Source organism: Pusillimonas sp. T2 (genome assembly GCF_002236805.1).
GTDB lineage: Bacteria > Pseudomonadota > Gammaproteobacteria > Burkholderiales > Burkholderiaceae_B > Neopusillimonas.
Genome location: NZ_NIQA01000003.1, coordinates 25,068 through 43,634, shown reverse-complemented (window position 1 = coordinate 43,634; position 18,567 = coordinate 25,068). Strand labels below are relative to the sequence as shown.

The following is an 18,567-nucleotide window of genomic DNA, read 5'->3' as shown; positions in this document are numbered from 1 at the left end:
AGGAAACAAAAATGATTCGCAATCTTTCCATCGCAGCTCTTTTGTTTGCCCCCGTTCTGGCTTCCGCCGCTACGCAATTGCCCACCGCGCCGTACCTGCCTCTGGAGTTGGCCACCCAGGCTGCCCAGGTTGCTCTGAAGACTTGCGGCGACCAAGGCCATAACGTCAGCGTCGCCGTCGTCGGCCGCGACGGCTCCACCAAGGTATTGCTCAAGGGCGATAATTCCGGTGCTCATACCGCAAGCAGCGCAGAAGGCAAGGCCTTTACGTCGGCTGGCATGGGCCGCGATACCGCCGGGCTGGCCGATTTCATCGCTAGCAAGCCCGCCAATGATGGCCTGCGCGACATGGACCCACGCATGGTGATTCAGGCTGGCGGCCTGCCGGTCAAGTTCGGCAAGGCGCTGGTGGCTGGTATCGGTGTTGGCGGCGCGCCGTCGGGCGATATCGACGCGGCTTGCGCTGCCGCCGGCCTCAAGGCTATCGGCGCAGAATAAACCGTGTGAAAAACTCCGGCGTGCCGGCTTGGGTTTTTGCCACTTGCCGCACACTTGAGTTTCTGCATGGCAGCTGCTTTACCTGGCCTCGCCCTGATGGGCGAGGCTTGCGTTTGGGCTTGCGGGAAATCGCTTTGCTCTCCGCCGGCGAACGTTAGATTAGTAAGGAGTTAACAGTATGGAAAAGAACGCCAATTTTCTCTTGCAGGCTATTGAACTTGCTTATGCCAATGCCGACAAAGGCGGGCGCCCCTTCGGAGCACTGATCGTCAAGGATGGCAAAGTGCTTGCCCAGGGCGTCAACGAAATCATGACGACGAACGACCCTACGGCCCACGCCGAGCTCCTGGCTATCCGGGCGGCAAGCCAAGCGCTGGGTTCGGCTTCGCTGGCGGGTTGCTCTGTGTATGCCAGCGGCCATCCGTGCCCTATGTGCATGGCTGCCATGCGCATGGCCGGCATCCAGGACGTCACTTACGCCTATTCCAACGAAGACGGCGAACCCTTTGGCTTGTCCACGGCGCAGGTCTATGCCGACCTGGCCAAGCCTCGCTCGGAACAATCAATGAAGATCCACCATATGCCAGCACGCCTGGACGACAGGGCGGACCTGTATTCGTACTGGAAGCGCCCGCAATAGCGTGGGGCCGCTGGCCTTCGACATTAACGTGCCGCTTGGTTTCGTTTGCTTTGCTGGCGATCTGTGTCGGCTAGGCCTCGCGGATGACGGCCTGGTCCGACTGGACATTGATGGGAACAATATTAGCTGCACGGACGCGTGGGAGATGTTCAGGCGCTTCGTTTCAGTGACTTTACATAATATACATTATGCGAATTATTCAGAGTAAAAGCAGATGACCTTCCATGACTGTTTTACCCCAGGTTTGCATGCCATTGTTTGTGTTCATCAAGAACAATCCGAGCCGGTTTCCTTTCGCGATTGCTTAAAGCGCGCTGCATCGGTGGCCAGCCATTGGGCGTATGCGGTGCGTAACTGAGTAAACAACGCCGTGGCCCAATCGGGCAAACTTGGAGCCACTCGGTAATACACCCACTGACCGTCTCGCCGGTCTTCAAGCAAGCCACAATTACGCAACTGCGCCAGATGACGAGACACTTTCGATTGACCTTCATCCAGGGCTACGGTGAGATCACAGACGCAGAGCTCGCCTTCAGCAGCCAACAAAAGCATGATCCGGCAGCGGGTTTCGTCGCTCATGCACTTAAAAAAAGACACCGGATTCGTTGTTGTCATCATGATGAGAATTTACCGACTATGAGGAGATACGGGTCACGTTGGGGGTTACTTAGTATATCGTCAACAACTAAATTCCGCATATGCGGAAAAGCAGATATATAATCGGTGCTCAACTGATGTCCGCATACTTAAGCTTGTCCAAGGCTTTTGCTTACCTAGCCCAAGCTTTGATAAAGCCAAACCCGATAAGGAAACCCATGTCCAGCCAATGCAAAATTGCCGGTAAACAAGCTGCCGGCGCGCCCATTAGTTTTTTTGAACGCTACCTTACCGTGTGGGTAGCCTTGTGCATTGTTGCCGGTACCCTGCTGGGCTTGTACTGGCCAGACGCAGCGCAGGCCATTGGCGCCATGGAAGTCGCGCATGTCAATATTCCGGTGGGTGTTCTGATCTGGATCATGATTATCCCCATGCTGATGAAAATTGACTTTGGCGCCCTGCGTGAAGTGTATGACCAGCGTGCCAGCATGGGCGTTACGCTGGCCGTCAATTGGGCCGTCAAGCCTTTCAGCATGGCATTGTTCGGCTGGTTTTTTATCAAAATTGTTTTCGCCCCATGGTTGCCCGCAGACGAGCTCGACAGTTACATGGCCGGGCTGATTTTGCTGGGTGCGGCACCCTGCACCGCCATGGTGTTTGTATGGAGTAACTTATGCCGTGGCAACGCCAACTTTACGCTGACGCAAGTCGCGCTGAACGACTTGGTCATGGTGTTTGCGTTTGCGCCTATTGTTGCTCTGCTTTTGGGCGTTTCATCGATTCCGGTACCCTGGGATACGCTGACGCTGTCGGTGGTGATGTATATCGTTATCCCGCTGGCAATTGCCCAGGCGCTACGCGGCTGGCTGGTAAAGTGCGGCGGCCAACAAGGCTTTGCCAGTGTTTTGGAAAAAATTGGCCCTTACACTATCGTTGCGCTGCTTGCGACCCTTGTCCTGCTGTTCTCATTTCAGGGCCAAGCGATTATCGAGCAACCGCTCATCATCGCCATTCTGGCCGTCCCCATTTTGTTGCAAACCCTGTTCATCGCCGGCTTGGGGTATGTCTGGAACCGCAAATTGAAAGTACGGCACGACGTTGCCGGGCCATCGACCATGATCGGCGCGTCAAATTTCTTTGAATTGGCCGTAGCCGTGGCCATTGTTTTGTACGGTTTCGATTCGGGTGCTGCACTGGCAACCGTCGTGGGTGTACTGATAGAAGTCCCGGTCATGCTCTGGCTGGTACGGACCATTAACCGTAGCCGCGACTGGTATAACCGGGTGGCAATGGTTCAGCGATGACGCATGCACAAAAATCGCGTTGCTTGCCTTAGAGCTGATCGACCGCCATTTTTTCGGTAGCTTTGCGCTCGCTATAGCGATCGGTCAGGTAATCTGACCGCTCGCGTGTCAGCAGCGTAAACTTCATCAGCTCTTCCATCACATCAACAACCCGGTCGTAATATGCCGACGGCTTCATGCGGTTGTTGTCATCGAACTCTTGATACGCCTTGGGTACCGATGACTGGTTGGGAATGGTCACCATGCGCATCCAGCGGCCCAGCACGCGCAGCGAATTTACTGCATTAAACGACTGCGAACCCCCGCTGACCTGCATGACCGCGAGCGTGCGACCCTGCGTGGGGCGGATACTGCCCACCTCAAGTGGCAACCAGTCTATCTGGTTCTTGAATAAACCGGTCACGCTGCCATGGACTTCCGGACTGCACCACACTTGCCCCTCAGACCATAATGACAGCGCCCGAAATGCCTGTACCTCGGGGTGCTCTGGCGGCACGCTGTTGGCCAACGGTAAGTTGGCCGGGTTGTAAATACGCACCTCGGCACCTAAATGCACAAGAATGCGTGCGGCCTCTTCAACCAACAACCGGCTGAATGATCTTGGCCGCAACGATCCGTACAACAGCAAAATACGCGGCTTATGATGGCCGGCATCAGTCACCTGCAAACGGTCGGGATCAGGTCGCAGGAAACGCGCTTCATCCAGATTCGGCAGGGAGAGGTCTTCGGGGATGTAGTACGCCATGACTATTACTTGTTAATAAGTTGGCCCTGCGCGTCGAGCATGGGCGTGCCGTCTTCTTTGGTAAATGGTTTAGCTGGCATGGCAGGCAATATTTCCAGAGCAACTTCTGACGGACGGCATAGGCGTGTACCCTTTTCTGTCACAACAAACGGGCGATTCAGAAGGATTGGGTTAGCTTCGATGGCATCAAGCAACTGTGCGTCCGAGATCCCCGGCTTGTCCAGCCCCAGTTCGGCATAAGGCGTGCCCTTTTCGCGCATGGCTTCGCGTAGCGTTAGCCCGGCATCGGCCGCCATTTTTTGGATAGTTTCGCGCGTTGGCGGTGTTTCAAGATACAGCACCACATTGGGTTCGATGCCAGCATGACGGATCAGGGCCAGCGTATTGCGCGAAGTGCCGCATTTGGGGTTGTGGTAAATCGTGACGTTCGACATGATCAGATTCCTGTTTGATTGATTCTATATTTCAATTATAATTGAAATATTAAAAAGAAAGAGTCAATGTATGGATATCAAAGACGCGGTCAAGGCATTAATGGCGCTTGGGCACGAGTCGCGGCTGGAAGTTTACCGCCTACTGGTACAAAAAGGCCCGGGTGGCTTGCCCGCCGGCGAACTGGCCCGCCTGACCAAAAATTCGCCGTCATCGTTGTCTTTTCATTTAAAAGAACTGGTGAATGCCGGCTTACTTGATGCGCGGCAAGAAGGCCGGTTTGTATTTTACTCGGCCCGTTATGTGGCCATGACCAGCCTGCTGTCTTACCTGACCGACAACTGCTGTAACGGTAACCCTTGTCTTTCCCTGTCGTCGGACTGGTGCGCCGACGACTTATCTTGTACTTCTAGCTCTGACGCAATCACCATGACAAACAAGGTTTACAACGTACTCTTTCTGTGCACACACAACTCTTCGCGCAGCATTATGGCCGAGGCCCTGCTTAACACCATGGGGCATGGCCGCTTCAAGGCCTACAGTGCCGGCAGCATGCCGGGGCAAGGCGTCAACCCCTTTGCGCTCGAAAAGGTCAAATCGCTGGGCTACGACACCAGCACCTTGCGCAGTAAAAGCTGGGACGAGTTCGCTACGCCCGATGCACCACAAATGGACTTCATCATCACCGTATGCGACAACGCGGCCGGCGAAGTCTGCCCAATTTGGCCTGGGCACCCCATTTCGGCACATTGGGGGTTTGAAGACCCGGCTGCCGCCATCGGCACCGACGAGCAAAAGCGGGTCGTATTCGACAAAATATTTCGACAGATCTCCACTCGTATCTCGCTTTTTGCTAACATGCCCATCGACAAGCTTGAAAAAGTGGCGATCCATCACGAACTGACCGCTATTGGTTCACGCCCCGTATCAGCATAGCCTCGGCGTTCCGGGGCCACCCGTAGCGCATTGACACAACATACCCCTCAGCCCCCGCAACTGCAGTTCGAAACGCACGACCAGGCCTCGTATCTGGTCGCAGTCGGAGACTGGACTCTTGAGCATTACAACGACCTTTACGACATCGTTGTACAACACAAGCCGCGCTTGGTCTCAATTCAGGCTGCGGGCAGCGAGCTCTCCGTCGTCGACATGTCGGGTATTACAGCCCTTGACACATCGGGCGCGCAATTGCTGGTTGACCTAGTCGGTGACCAACCTGGCTTGTTCGAAGCGTTGTCGCACGAGCGACAGGCCTTGCTGCGCGCTGTGCTACAGGCCTCCAGTCAGGTGCCCGACGCGCCCGAGCCCAAACCCACTTCGACACCTCGTGAGGTTCTTGCGCGTGTCGGCGCTTCGGTCGAAAAGACAGTGCATCAGGCGCGCGACCTGCTGGGATTTATGGGCGTCACCTTCGAAGCGCTGGCCCGCACGTGCCTTCGCCCCCGAACCTGGCGCGTTACGGCAGTCGTCGCACAGCTTGAGCAAACCGGGTTCAATGCCGTCCCGATCATCGCCCTGCTGACATTTATGGTGGGCGCGGTGGTCGCCTTTTTGGGCGCCACAATTCTCGCCGACTTCGGTGCATCGGTATTCACCATCAACCTGGTGGCGTTTTCTTTTTTGCGCGAGTTTGCCGTGCTGCTTACGGCGATTCTTATGGCCGGGCGCACCGCCAGTGCGTTTACTGCCCAATTAGGTTCAATGAAGGGCAACGAAGAGATCGATGCCTTGCGCATGACAGGGTTAGACCCGATCAACCTGCTGGTATTGCCGCGCATTATCGCCCTGCTTATTGCCCTCCCCCTGCTCACATTTATCGGCATGGTCAGTGGCATATTGGGAGGTATGCTGGTGTGCGCCCTCGCGCTCGACATTTCACCGTCTATGTTCATGTCGATTTTCCAGCGCGATATACAACTGCGGCATTTTGTATTGGGCATGGTCAAGGCCCCTATTTTTGCTTACCTTATTGCCATCATCGGTTGTCTTGAAGGCTTCAAGGTCAAGGGAAGTGCGCAGTCGTTGGGCGAACACACCACGTCGGCGGTGGTACAGTCCATTTTTGTGGTCATTCTGGTCGATGCAATTGCCGCCATGTTCTTTCTGGAGATGGGCTGGTGACGTCCCGTGAGATCATCATCGACGTCAAAGACGTCACGAACCGTTTTGGCAGTCACATTGTGCACCAAGCGCTTGACCTTCAAGTGTTCAGAGGCGAGATTCTTGGCGTGGTCGGCGGTTCCGGGTCGGGTAAATCGGTGCTGTTACGCACCATTGTCGGGCTTCAACGCCCGGCAGTCGGCTCGGTGCAGGTGGGTGGGCTTGATGTCTATGGGCCTACGGCCAGCCGGACGCACACCCAACGGCGTTTTGGCGTGCTGTTTCAGCGCGGCGCTCTTTTTTCGTCACTAACTGTACTAGAGAACATTGCCCTGCCGCTCATTGAGCACCTGGGTCTGAGTCGGCAGCGCGCCGAGCACCTGGCTCGCCTGAAAATCGGTCTGGCTGGTTTGCCGGCCAAGTCGGCCGACCAGTACCCGGCGTCGTTATCGGGCGGCATGATCAAGCGGGCTGCGCTGGCGCGAGCCCTTGCGCTTGACCCCGAAATTCTTTTTCTTGACGAGCCCACTGCTGGCCTGGACCCCATTGGCGCTGGCGCATTCGATCAGTTGTTGCTGACTTTGCGCGATGCCTTGGGTTTGACCGTATTTTTAGTCACCCACGACCTAGACACCCTTTACACCATTTGCGATCGCGTGGCGGTTTTGTCGCAACGCAAGGTGCTGGTCGCCGACGCTTTACCCGTAGTCGAGCAATGCGACGACCCTTGGGTACAAGATTACTTTCACGGGCCGCGCGGTCGTTCGGCCAAGAACGCTGCACAGGCAATTACGGATACCTGAATTATGGAACCACGTGCGCATCATGTCTTGATAGGACTTTTTACCTTGGTGGTGATTACTGCCGGGTTGATTGCTGCCTTATGGTTGGGCAAGTACGGTAAAGACACCTCCGTTGCCACGTATGAGGTGATCTTCAACGAACCTGTGAGAGGCTTGTCACGTGGCAGCGCAGTTCAGTTCAATGGCATTAAAGTCGGCGAGGTTTCGGCGCTTTCGCTCGACCCGAACGATGTGCGTAATGTCAGGGCACTCATTACCATTCAAGACGGCATCCCCATTCAAACCGACACGCGTGCGCGGTTGATGCTGGCGGGCATTACCGGCATTTCAGTTGTCGCACTTAGTTCTGGCCAGCCAGGTAGCCCACTACTGAAGGCAAAACCAGGGCAAGATTACCCCGAAATCATTGCAACGCCCTCACCCATTGCCCAGTTCATGCAAAACGGAGACTCTCTGCTCACCGGCATGGCCGAACTGATGACCAACGCCAACAAGTTCTTATCTGGGCAGAATGCCGAGAGCTTTACGCGGACAATCCAAAACCTTGAGACCGTATCTGGCGCATTGGCGGATAACAGAGACGATATCGAGACTTTGCTTAATACGCTGACCGCGGCAACGCAGCAATTTACAACGACATTGCAAGCCGCCGACCGCCTTATTCGCGTCGAAGGCACGGCCTCTATGCAACAGGCCCGGACGGCGCTGGCCTCGGTCGATGCGGCGGCGGCCAACGTAGCGCAGTTGGTGCAGTCAAACCAGGGCGCAGTGTCGACGGGGCTACAAGGCTTGAATGAATTGGGGCCAACACTGCAAGAACTGCGCATGACGCTGGCGGCACTGCGCAATAACTTGCGCAAACTGGATAACAACCCTGCAGGCTATCTGTTGGGTGCTGAATCACTTAAAGAGGTTGCACCATGATGCGAGACCGTTTCCTGGCTCTGTTTTTGATGACGCTTGCAACCGGCGCACTGACGGCTTGCTCGGTGCTTCCCGAACAGCCGCCCGTTACCGTGTACGAATTGCCGCTGTTGACTGCAAGCGCGTCGTCGCAAAACAGCAACGCGCCAAGCACCACACCAGGCACAGGGGCATTAGGCCGGTCGTCATCTGCCGTCCAGGCAGAACTCCCATCGATCCGTATCAATACGCCGGCGTCAAGCCCAACCTTGAACGGTACACGCATCCTGGTTTCGCAGGCGCCCTATCAGGTCATGGCTTACCAAGGTGTGCGGTGGTACGACGCCGTACCGCGCCTTGTGCGAAACCACGTGTCGCAAGCCTTTAAAAGCAAGCAACAATGGCAAGCGGTCACTACCGACGATGCGAACGTATCGGCACGATATCAGTTGGGCGGCGAGCTGTATGCCTTTCAGGTCGACGCCGCAAGCAACCCGCGCCGCGTCCTCGTTCATTTCGATGCCACGTTGGTCGACACCTTTGACAACAAAGTCATTGCAAGCCGGTCCTTTGCGCTCTCAAGGCCGGTACCTAATGCCGAATTTGATTCGGTAATTGAAACCTTCGGCGAGGCTACCCGGCAATTGGGTCAGGATGTTGCCCAGTGGGCAACCCAGACCGTCACGTTGCGCGCAGACGTAACCCGGGGTCATAGCAATTAGCGCTATTTGGGCACGTGCAGATCGACCCCACATAGGGCAACACCTGCTGCGTAGCTTAAACAGTAACCATCAAAGGATAAAAAAAGCCTGACGGCGGTCAGGCGATGGATTTGGCCCGGGTGTTGACCGGTTCAGGCTCCCATTCGAGCCGCGCGCCTTTGGCCCGGGCAATATAAACGGCTTCGTTGCGGTTATGGGCGCCAAGACGCTGGTAGACAGCCTCGGTGTGGGCTTTGGTTGTACCTAGCGAAATATTAAGCAGACGCGATACCGACTTAAGGGCGTGCCCGCGCGACAACAGGACCAGCACCTCGTATTGGCGCGGGGTCAGACCCAGCAGGTCGACTTCAGAATCAGGTGCCGTTCGTGCTGCGGCGCCCAAGGCAAAAATAGACGACACATGCAAGCTACTTGCAGAAGGCTGCTGTGGCTTCGTCGCGGTCAAGACTTCACGAACAGGTGCATTGATAGGAGAAACGTGGTCGTGTGCTGTTGCAGTTATAGGCCACGGAAAGCCGGGTTTGCCTTCGATGACCCTACGCACTGTTGCGATAAATACTTCGGGCGGCGCTGACTTGTCGATGTAGCCCACCACTTGCGGCGGTAACTTTTCGATGGCGGCGCGATCGGGTGGGCCCTCGGCCATAAGCACTATTTTCTTAGGCGCAAAAGCCTTCAAACTGGCTAAAACCAAAGACGTTTGGCGTTCGGGGGAGGCGATTGATAGCAACAATACGTCGTAAGACGACGCCGGATCGGGATGACGGTCGAGGTCGCTGTATGCGAAACCCTGCAATGACACGCCTGGCACGACGTCGGTGAGAATCTGTAATACGCCCGTACGTAATAAGGTGTTACGGGCCACCACGGCGATGGTAATAATTTGAGTCCCCTTCTTGACAGCACTGGTTGGCCATCTGGAAGTGTTGCTAGTAAACCTGCGGACCTGATTCAGACGTCTTAAGATTTATTAAGCCGTTTATCGTAACCAAAGTTGTGTATAAGTGCAATAAAAACGACATTACTGCAAATGCCTTCAAGCGGGGTAAACTTTGCCCCTAACACGTGTGCCCCGTGGGCATTTAGAGCGGAGTCTTGGTCTATGTCCAACCCAAAACAGAATGATAACATTCTGACACAAGCTGACATCAACAAACTTGATGCATTATGGCGTGCCAGCAACTATTTGTGTGCGGGCATGATCTACCTGAAGGACAACCCGCTGCTCAAGATGCCACTGGCACCCAGCCATCTTAAGGCTCGTTTGCTGGGTCACTGGGGCTCAAGCCCGGGCCAGACCTTTATCTGGGCGCACCTGAACCGCGTTATCAAGGCGCACGACCTGAACATGATTTATCTGTCGGGCCCGGGCCATGGCGCGCCTGCGGTGTTGGCGCACACCTGGCTCGAGGGCAGCTATACCGACGTCTACCCCGATAAAAGCCGTGATGCCACCGGCATGACCGCCCTGTTTAGGGCATTTTCGTTTCCTGGCCAGTTGGGTAGCCATTGCACCCCCGAAGTTCCGGGCTCGATTCACGAGGGCGGTGAGCTTGGTTATTGCCTATCGCATGCGTTCGGGGCGGCATTTGACAACCCAGACCTCATCGTAGCGGCCGTCGTAGGCGACGGCGAAGCCGAAACCGGGCCGCTGGCTACTGCGTGGCATAGCAACAAGTTTTTAAACCCCATTCGTGACGGCGCGGTTTTACCTATCTTGCACCTGAACGGCTACAAAATTGCAAACCCGACGTTGTTGGCGCGTATTTCTCACGAAGAGCTTGAGCAGTTGTTTCGAGGCTACGGGTGGGAGCCCTACTTTGTTGAAGGCGACGACCCTACGACCATGCACCAGGCCATGGCAAAAGCACTTGGAGAGTGCGTCACCGGTATTCGCCAGGCGCAAGCGCAGGCGCGTGCCAGCGGCGTGGCCCACCGACCGCGTTGGCCCATGATTGTGTTGCGTACGCCAAAGGGCTGGACGGGCCCCAAAAGTTGGGATGGACATGCCATCGAAGGGTCGTGGCGCTCACATCAGGTGCCGCTGGCCGACGTTCATAGTAACCCTGGGCAATTGGCTGCACTGGAAGCCTGGATGCGCAGTTACTCGCCCGAAACGCTATTCGATGACGATGGCCACCCTGCGCCCGACGTTCTAGCGCTCATTCCAGAAGGCCATCGACGCATGGGGGCAAACCTACATGCCAATGGCGGGCGTTTACGCCGACCGCTGCGACTGCCTGACTTTCGGGATTATGCCGTCCCCTTCAAGGAGCATGCACAAAGCCGGATTTCACCCACCGGTGCACTAGGCCCATTTCTACGCGACATCATGGTCGCCAACCCCGACAATTTCCGCCTGTTCAGCCCCGACGAGAACGCCTCGAACCGACTGCAGGCCGCCTACGAAGCCAGCCCTAAGACATGGCTGGCAAATACGCTGCCCCAAGACGCCGACGGCGGCTTTCTAGCCCCAGATGGCCGCGTCATGGAGATGCTGAGCGAGCACACGCTGGAAGGCTGGCTGGAAGGTTATCTTCTGACCGGGCGGCACGGCTTGTTTAATACCTACGAATCGTTCGTGCATATTGTCGATTCGATGGTCAACCAGCACGCCAAATGGCTGGACAAGTCTCGCCAAGAGGCCCGGTGGCGTGCGCCAGTGTCGTCGTTGAACATTCTGGTGTCGTCACTGGTGTGGCGGCAAGACCATAACGGCTTTACCCATCAAGACCCTGGTTTTTTAGACGTTGTGTGCAATAAAAGCGCCGAAGTTGCCCGCATTTACCTGCCGCCCGACGCTAATTGCCTGCTGAGTGTGGCCGACCATTGCCTGCGCAGCACCGACTATGTCAATGTGATTGTTGCCGACAAGCAGCCTCATCTGGCGTATCTGGACATGCCTGAGGCCGCAGCCCATTGTGCCAAAGGGGTAGGTATATGGCCATGGGCCAGTACAGATGCCGACGTCGAGCCCGATGTGGTCTTGGCCTGCGCGGGCGACATCATTACACAAGAAGCACTGGCGGCGGCCGCCCTGCTCCGTCAACATTTGCCAGACCTGAAGCTACGATTCGTCAATGTGGTTGATTTGTTCAGGCTGCAGTCGGCCTCGGCGCACCCGCACGGCCTTAACGACTCCGATTTCGACGCGCTGTTCACACGCGACAAACCCGTCATCTTTGCCTTTCATGGTTATCCCTGGCTCATCCACCGGTTGGTTTATCGCCGCAACAATCATACCGGCTTTCATGTACGGGGTTACCGCGAAAAAGGCAACATCAACACCCCGCTCGAGCTAGCCATACAGAACGGTATTGATCGCTACAGTTTGGCCATCGATGCGCTTGACCACGTACCCCGGTTGCGCAATGCGGGCGCACATCTCAAAGAGTATTTGAAAGAGCAACGCCTTGCGGCCGTGTCCCATGCACACGAGTTTGGCATCGATACGGCAGATATTTCAGGTTGGACATGGCCGGAGGCTGTGCATTGAGCCCCTTCTTGCTGTGGCTCATGACGATTGCCACCGGCGCTGCGGTCGCCAGTAACTATTATCCGCAACCTTTGCTTGATTCCATTGCGACCGATCTGGGCGTTTCGTATGCGGCCGTCGGCATTATCGTGACCGTTTCGCAGGTAGGCTACGGTGTCGGACTGATGTTTCTTGTGCCTTTGGGTGACAAGTTCGAGAAACGCAGGTTGATCGTATTGATGATGGCGCTAACGGCGGCGGGTCTGCTGATTAGCGGCCTGGCGCCATCATTACCCTGGCTGTTGCTGGGCACTGCCATGACAGGACTGTTCTCGGCCGTCACCCAAGTGCTTGTTCCGTTTGCTGCACTTATGGCGCCGGTCAACGCCAAAGGTCGTGCAGTCGGCATGCTCATGAGTGGTCTGCTTATCGGCATTTTGTTGGGGCGTACTGTATCGGGGGGGCTGTCCAGCCTGGGAAGCTGGCGAATTGTGTATTTTGTGGCGGCCGCGGTTTTGATACTGCTGGCCGTTATGTTGTGGCGCAGCCTGCCCACTCATCGCAGCGAAACCCGCATTATCTACAACGAGCTCATTGGTTCAGTTGTCCGGCTGTTCAAAACCGAACCCATCCTGCGGCAGCGCGCGCTGCTGGGGTTCTTGTCTTTCGTATTGTTTGCCCTCTTCTGGACGCCACTGGCCTTTTTGCTTAGTCAACCGCCCTACCAATATAGCGAAGCCGTCATTGGCCTGTTCGGGTTGGCGGGCATTGCCGGGGCGTTAGCGGCCAACTGGGCCGGCCGCATGACCGACCGTGGGAAAAACCGTGAAGCCACGCTGATCAGCCTGGTTTTATTGTTGGTGGCATGGTTACCGCTGGGCCTGGGTAAAACGTCGTTGGCCGCGCTGATTATCGGCGTGATTGTGCTTGATTTAGCCGCGCAGTTGTTGCACGTCAGCAATATGGGCGCCGTCATGCGTATCAACCCCGAACTTCGCAACCGCCTTAATTCCGGCTACATGACCGTGTACTTTCTAGGCGGTGCATCGGGGTCATTTGCGGCCGCGACCATTTACCAATATTTTGGTTGGGATGGCATTGTTACGGCCGGCGTACTGGTGGCCCTGGTTGGCCTGGTTTTTGGTGGCCGCGCGGTTTACCGCACACGCGCAGGCGGTTGAAACCGTTTCAACCGCAAAGCGTTGCTAACTACAAACACACTAGACAACGCCATTGCGCCCGCTGCAAAAACCGGCGACAGCAATATGCCGTAAGCGGGGTACAACACCCCTGCGGCAATAGGGATCAGGGCCACGTTATAGGCAAATGCCCAAAACAGGTTCTCGCGGATATTGTTGATGGTGGCCTTCGACAACGCTATGGCGTCGGGGACGCCACCCAGGTCACCCGACATTAGCACGACATCGGCCGCCTCCATGGCGACATCGGTGCCTGTACCAATAGCTATGCCGACGTCGGCGCAAGCCAGTGCGGGTGCATCGTTGATGCCGTCACCGACATAGGCAACCGGCCCGTACTGCGCCTGCAACCGCTTGACGGCATCGACTTTGCCATCGGGCAACACCTCGGCCACGACTTCATCGATACCCAACTGACGGGCAATGGCCTGGGCCGTTCGTTGGTTGTCACCGGTAATCATGGCGACTTTAAGACCCAGATGGTGCATGGCATTGATAGCGCCACGCGTTGTGCTCTTGATGGGATCCGCAACCGCGATGATGGCAGTCAAGCGGCCATCAATGGCGGCGTACATGGGCGTTTTACCTTCTGAACCCATACGCTCGGCGTCGCTAGAGAAAGCGCTGACGTCCAGCCCAAGCTTTCGCATGTATCTGTCAGCTCCGACAGCCACTATGTGATCATTAATGCGCGCATTGACGCCATAACCGGTCACGGACTCAAACCCTGTCAGTGCCGGCAAAGTCAACCCGGCCTGCTGGGCGGCTTTTACGATAGCCTGCGCAATGGGATGCTCGGAGCGGGACTCGACTGCGCCAACCATGGCCAGCGTGGCATCTTTATCAACGCCGTCGGCGACGATAAAGTCGGTAAGTTCGGGGCGCCCCATGGTTAATGTACCGGTTTTATCTACCGCCACGACACGCGCATCGCGCAGCGACTGTAAAGCTTCGCCCTGGCGAAACAAGACGCCCATTTGTGCCCCGCGCCCGGTGCCCACCATGATCGACGTGGGTGTTGCCAGACCCATGGCACAAGGGCAGGCAATAATAAGTACCGCTACCGCGTTGACCACAGCGAATGTGAGTGCCGGGCTTGGGCCAAACGCCAACCACACTAAGAATGTCAACAGTGCGGCACCCATGACGGCCGGCACAAACCACAATGTAATGTGATCAACCATGGCTTGAATGGGCAATTTGGCGCCTTGCGCTTGCTGCACCATACGAATGATTTGAGCCAACACGGTGTCGCTGCCAACATTGGTGGCTCGCAACGTCATGGCACCCGTCTGATTGACTGTGCCACCAACCAATCGGGCGCCAATCACCTTTTCCACGGGTACCGGCTCGCCACTGATCATGGATTCGTCGACAAAGCTATGCCCTTCGATGACCTCGCCATCGACTGGAATACGCTCCCCCGGACGAACCTCGACGATATCGCCCCGCTTTACCTGCTGGATATCTGTATCAATGGCCTTCCCGTCGCGGATGACGCGCGCGGTTTTTACCTGCAGCCCCATCAGATGCCGAATAGCTTCAGAGGTGTTGCCTTTGGCGCGCGCTTCGAGAAAACGCCCGAGCAATATCAAGGCCACAATGACAGCGGCCGCTTCGAAATAGACGTTAACGGTACCTTCGGGCAACCACCGGGGCGCCAAAACGGCAACGACCGAATACACATAGGCTGCACTGGTCCCTACTGCGACCAGCGAATTCATATCGGGAGAGCCACGCCGCAAGGCAGGTAGGCCGGCCTTGAAAAACCGCCAACCCGGCCCGAACAGCACAATAGTCGTTAACAACCATTGCATGATCCAGCTGTTCTGCAGCCCTATGTGTTGCGCTACCCAGTGGTGCATCCCCGGAATCAGGTGGGACCCCATTTCGAGCACAAATACCGGCAGCGCAAACACAGCAGCAATAATCAACGAGGTCTTCAGTCGGGCAGCCTCTTCGGCCTGGCGCTGGGCAAGATTGTCTTCTGACTGATTATGAATACGCGACGCGCTGTAGCCTGCTTTCTCTATTGCGGCGATCGCCTGATCGACCAAAACAGCATCGTCAAGCTCAAGTTCGGCCCTTTCGGTGGCGAGGTTGACGTTGGCTTGAGCGACGCCGGGCAAAGCGCGAAGCACACGTTCGACGCGACCCACACAAGATGCGCAGGTCATCCCCTGGACGGACAGACTGGCGTGGACAGTTTTCATGATGGTTTAATGCCGATAGTTAGAAGATGACATCAGCATAAACCTTTACCTTATGGGAAGGTCAAGCCGTCATCCCTACCCAGTTCATGATAAGGCGTAAAAGCCCGGCAAAAGCGCTTAATGCCAGTACGCCGCCCAGCCATAGCAACACCAGCCAGCCCAGGCGCTTGCGCCACGACGACGGAGGCGAATTTTGAGGTGCCGTCATTAGTGATAGCCGTCGCCGACGCGGACCTTGCCGCGAAATACGTAGTAAGACCACGCTGTGTACATCAGAATGAGCGGGATAATGAGTAAAGCGCCGACCAGTGCAAACCCTTGACTTTGAGGCGGTGCGGCGGCGTCCCAGATGGAAATATCGGGCGGAATGACATTGGGCCAGATACTGATCCCCATGCCGGTATACCCCAGGAACACCAGCGCCAGGGTCAACAAGAACGGCCCAGCTTCGGGCTTGCGCCCCAAAACCCGCCACAGCATGACCGTAGCAAGCAATACCAGCACCGGTACCGGCGCAAAGTAGAAGATGTTGGGCATTGAGAACCAGCGCTGCGCGATTTCGGGATGGATGAGCGGGGTCCATAAACTGATGACCCCGATCACAGCCAGCATGACAACCGTTAACGGGCGGGCCACATGCAACATGCGTGTCTGCAGCTGCCCTTCGGTTTTAAAGATCAGCCAGGTGCAGCCCAGCAGCGCGTAAACCACAATGACGCCAAACCCGGTAAATACCGTAAACGGCGTGAGCCAGTCGAGAACGCCACCGGCATAGCTGCGGTTTACCACATGAATACCATCGATAAACGCGCCCAGCGTTACACCCTGGAAAAATGCGGCGCTGGCTGAGCCCAAAATGAAGGCCTTGTCCCACCAATGCCGGGTTTGCTCGGCGGCCTTGAAACGAAATTCGAATGCCACACCGCGAAACACTAGGCCCAGCAGCATGAAAATAAGCGGCAGCATGAAGGCTTCAAGAATGACCGCATAAGCCAGGGGAAACGCAGCCATTAAACCGGCCCCACCCAGAACCAGCCAGGTCTCGTTGCCGTCCCACACCGGCGCGACGGTGTTCATCATGACGTCGCGGTCATCTTTAGCTTTGAAGAATGGAAACAGTATCCCGACACCCAGGTCGAAACCGTCCATAACCACGTACATGAAGACGCCGAACAGAATGATAATGGCCCACAATAAAGGCAGATCGATACCCATCTCAGTGCTCCTTTGAGTTGGTCGAGTCATCTTGCAGGGCCGCCGACAAGGGGCGGCTGGCCGTTGCCGCTGGCGCCGCTGCCGTGGCAGTCGTGGAGACCGCAGACACCAATGAACTTGGCGGTACGGACGGCGGCTCGACAAAAGGCTTGGGGCCTTTGCCGATGAGCTTAAGCACATAAACCGTGCCCGCACCAAACACGATGAAATACACCACAATGAACAGTAGCAACGTCAGGCCGACCTCGTAAGGGCCGTGCGGCGACACCGCATCGGCCGTACGCATGACGTTGTACACCACCCAGGGCTGGCGCCCTACCTCGGTGGTGAACCAACCGGCCAGAATGGCAACCAGGCCGGCAGGGCCCATGGCCAGCGCAAAACGATGCAGGTTGCGCGATTCGTACAAGTGCCCTCGCCAACGTGACCACGCGGCCCACAGCCCCAAACCTATCATCAGTAACCCCAGACCAACCATGACACGGAATGACCAGAACACAATAGGCACGTAGGGCCGATCTTCGGGGGCAAACTCTTTAAGCGCCGGGATCTGCCCATCGAGACTATGCGTGAGAATCAGGCTGGCCAAGTGCGGGATTTCGATGGCGAAACGATTGGTTTCGGCCTGCATGTCGGGCCAGCCAAAAACCACCAACGGCACGGATTCGCCAGGTTTGTTTTCCCAGTGGCCCTCGATGGCGGCCAGCTTGGCGGGTTGATGCTCGAGCGTATTAAGACCATGGGCGTCGCCCACGAACGCCTGCAATGGCGCCACCAAAACAATTAAGGCGACGGCCATGGCAAACATTTTCTTAACGGGTGCACTGCGGTTGCCGCGCAACATATGCCAAGCGGCAGATGCGCTGACCATAAGCGCCGTAGCAAGAAACGCCGCAATCACCATGTGAACCAGCCGGTACGGAAACGACGGGTTGAAAATAACCGCTAGCCAGTCAACCGGGATGACCCGACCATCAACGATTTCGAAGCCTGCCGGCGTCTGCATCCAACTGTTGGACGCCAGAATCCAGGTGGCTGACATCAGCGTACCTAGCGCGACCATGATGGTTGAGAAAAAGTGCAACCCCGGGCCGACCCGGCTCCAGCCGAATAGCATCACACCTAAAAAGCCGGCTTCGAGGAAAAAAGCGGTGAGTACTTCGTATGCAAGTAACGGACCGGTAACGCTGCCCGCAAACTCGGAAAAAAAGCTCCAGTTTGTGCCGAACTGGTAAGCCATTACCAGCCCGGACACCACACCCATACCGAAATTGACGGAAAAGATCTTTATCCAGAAATGATAAAGATCGCGATAAACAGGGTTGCGGGTTTTAAGCCAACACCCTTCGAGTACCGCCAAATAGCTGGCTAGCCCGATGGTGATGGCCGGAAAGATAATGTGAAAGGATATCGTGAAGGCAAACTGTATTCGGGCAAGCAACAAAGCATCGATATCCATCGCAACAACTCCAAATCTACACATTTTTACTGTGCTAGCTTAAACCATAGAGGTGTCAAATGACTTTGCGTTCGGACAAAAAAAAGCCAGTCAAACCCCAAAGCGATGACACGACGCGCGAACAACAGACCAGTCATCGCAGCGAACAGCACCGCAGCAAGAAAGAAGGCCACACCAGCCAGATAGGTTCAGGCCACGATCAGCAGAGCGAGCGTCAAGGTACGCATGACCCGCTCCACCGCAAGCCTTGATCCCCGGCAGGG

19 protein-coding genes and 1 pseudogene are annotated in these 18,567 nt (G+C 56.3%); 12 read left to right on the top strand and 8 right to left on the bottom strand.

Annotation, left to right across the window (positions count from 1 at the left end; genetic code table 11):
• Window positions 1-11: 11 nt before the first annotated feature.
• A complete protein-coding gene (locus PuT2_RS05920; protein WP_093970142.1) occupies window positions 12-497 on the top strand; it encodes a heme-binding protein in 486 nt (161 codons plus the stop codon).
• A 178-nt stretch (window positions 498-675) separates the two neighbouring features.
• Window positions 676-1,137: a nucleoside deaminase gene (locus tag PuT2_RS05915; protein ID WP_093970141.1), complete on the top strand. Its 462-nt coding sequence runs from the start codon at window positions 676-678 to the stop codon at window positions 1,135-1,137.
• A gap of 267 nt (window positions 1,138-1,404) precedes the next feature.
• Here PuT2_RS05915 and PuT2_RS05910 read toward each other — a convergent pair whose 3' ends face one another.
• Entirely contained in the window at window positions 1,405-1,752 is a 348-nt protein-coding gene (locus PuT2_RS05910; RefSeq protein ID WP_093970516.1) for a metalloregulator ArsR/SmtB family transcription factor, read from the bottom strand.
• A 200-nt stretch (window positions 1,753-1,952) separates the two neighbouring features.
• Here PuT2_RS05910 and arsB point away from each other — a divergent pair, with 200 nt between their 5' ends.
• Window positions 1,953-3,038: an ACR3 family arsenite efflux transporter gene (gene arsB / locus PuT2_RS05905; protein ID WP_093970140.1), complete on the top strand. Its 1,086-nt coding sequence runs from the start codon at window positions 1,953-1,955 to the stop codon at window positions 3,036-3,038.
• 28 nt (window positions 3,039-3,066) lie between these two features.
• Here arsB and arsH read toward each other — a convergent pair whose 3' ends face one another.
• Both arsH and arsC read right to left on the bottom strand, forming a co-directional pair.
• Window positions 3,067-3,783 carry an arsenical resistance protein ArsH gene (gene arsH / locus PuT2_RS05900; protein ID WP_093970139.1) on the bottom strand — a complete coding sequence of 239 codons (717 nt, stop codon included), beginning with the start codon at window positions 3,781-3,783 and terminating at the stop codon, window positions 3,067-3,069.
• A 5-nt stretch (window positions 3,784-3,788) separates the two neighbouring features.
• On the bottom strand, window positions 3,789-4,217 hold the full coding sequence (gene arsC / locus PuT2_RS05895; RefSeq protein ID WP_093970138.1) for an arsenate reductase (glutaredoxin): 429 nt from the start codon (window positions 4,215-4,217) through the stop codon (window positions 3,789-3,791).
• Window positions 4,218-4,287: 70 nt separating this feature from the next.
• Between arsC and PuT2_RS16105 the strand changes: the two are divergent.
• The 6 genes and pseudogenes from PuT2_RS16105 to PuT2_RS05870 all read left to right on the top strand — a co-directional run.
• A pseudogene (locus PuT2_RS16105) lies at window positions 4,288-4,521 on the top strand (ArsR/SmtB family transcription factor); the annotation flags it as partial.
• Window positions 4,522-4,644: 123 nt separating this feature from the next.
• Entirely contained in the window at window positions 4,645-5,151 is a 507-nt protein-coding gene (locus PuT2_RS16100) for an arsenate reductase ArsC (protein ID WP_254046975.1), read from the top strand.
• Window positions 5,152-5,181: 30 nt separating this feature from the next.
• Entirely contained in the window at window positions 5,182-6,336 is a 1,155-nt protein-coding gene (locus tag PuT2_RS05885) for an ABC transporter permease (RefSeq protein ID WP_093970136.1), read from the top strand.
• Window positions 6,333-7,118, top strand: coding sequence for an ABC transporter ATP-binding protein (locus PuT2_RS05880; protein ID WP_093970135.1), 786 nt, complete (start codon window positions 6,333-6,335; stop codon window positions 7,116-7,118). The genes PuT2_RS05885 and PuT2_RS05880 overlap by 4 nt, the downstream gene beginning before the upstream one ends.
• 3 nt (window positions 7,119-7,121) lie before the next feature.
• On the top strand, window positions 7,122-8,042 hold the full coding sequence (locus PuT2_RS05875) for an MlaD family protein (protein ID WP_093970134.1): 921 nt from the start codon (window positions 7,122-7,124) through the stop codon (window positions 8,040-8,042).
• Complete coding sequence (locus PuT2_RS05870) at window positions 8,039-8,743, top strand: ABC-type transport auxiliary lipoprotein family protein (RefSeq protein WP_093970133.1); 705 nt, start codon at window positions 8,039-8,041, stop codon at window positions 8,741-8,743. Before PuT2_RS05875 ends, PuT2_RS05870 begins: the two co-directional genes overlap by 4 nt.
• A gap of 97 nt (window positions 8,744-8,840) precedes the next feature.
• On the opposite strand, the gene PuT2_RS05865 is transcribed toward PuT2_RS05870, so the two are convergent.
• Window positions 8,841-9,539, bottom strand: a complete 699-nt coding sequence (locus tag PuT2_RS05865; protein WP_143516112.1) for a response regulator transcription factor — start codon at window positions 9,537-9,539, stop codon at window positions 8,841-8,843.
• Between the two features lie 306 nt (window positions 9,540-9,845).
• Here PuT2_RS05865 and PuT2_RS05860 point away from each other — a divergent pair, with 306 nt between their 5' ends.
• Window positions 9,846-12,239, top strand: a complete 2,394-nt coding sequence (locus tag PuT2_RS05860; protein ID WP_093970131.1) for a phosphoketolase — start codon at window positions 9,846-9,848, stop codon at window positions 12,237-12,239.
• A 20-nt stretch (window positions 12,240-12,259) separates the two neighbouring features.
• Window positions 12,260-13,399, top strand: a complete 1,140-nt coding sequence (locus PuT2_RS05855) for an MFS transporter (protein ID WP_254046959.1) — start codon at window positions 12,260-12,262, stop codon at window positions 13,397-13,399.
• On the opposite strand, the gene PuT2_RS05850 is transcribed toward PuT2_RS05855, so the two are convergent.
• The 4 genes from PuT2_RS05850 to PuT2_RS05835 form a co-directional block, all read right to left on the bottom strand.
• On the bottom strand, window positions 13,375-15,630 hold the full coding sequence (locus tag PuT2_RS05850; protein WP_093970129.1) for a heavy metal translocating P-type ATPase: 2,256 nt from the start codon (window positions 15,628-15,630) through the stop codon (window positions 13,375-13,377). The genes PuT2_RS05855 and PuT2_RS05850 overlap by 25 nt on opposite strands.
• A gap of 61 nt (window positions 15,631-15,691) precedes the next feature.
• Window positions 15,692-15,838 carry a DUF2474 family protein gene (locus tag PuT2_RS05845; protein ID WP_093970128.1) on the bottom strand — a complete coding sequence of 49 codons (147 nt, stop codon included), beginning with the start codon at window positions 15,836-15,838 and terminating at the stop codon, window positions 15,692-15,694.
• Window positions 15,838-16,845: a cytochrome d ubiquinol oxidase subunit II gene (gene cydB / locus PuT2_RS05840; RefSeq protein WP_093970127.1), complete on the bottom strand. Its 1,008-nt coding sequence runs from the start codon at window positions 16,843-16,845 to the stop codon at window positions 15,838-15,840. The genes PuT2_RS05845 and cydB overlap by 1 nt, the downstream gene beginning before the upstream one ends.
• 1 nt (window position 16,846) lies before the next feature.
• Window positions 16,847-18,304 (bottom strand): cytochrome ubiquinol oxidase subunit I, encoded by a 1,458-nt coding sequence (locus tag PuT2_RS05835; protein WP_093970126.1) that lies wholly within the window; start codon window positions 18,302-18,304, stop codon window positions 16,847-16,849.
• Between the two features lie 59 nt (window positions 18,305-18,363).
• Here PuT2_RS05835 and PuT2_RS05830 point away from each other — a divergent pair, with 59 nt between their 5' ends.
• Window positions 18,364-18,555 (top strand): hypothetical protein, encoded by a 192-nt coding sequence (locus tag PuT2_RS05830; protein WP_093970125.1) that lies wholly within the window; start codon window positions 18,364-18,366, stop codon window positions 18,553-18,555.
• Window positions 18,556-18,567: the final 12 nt, after the last annotated feature.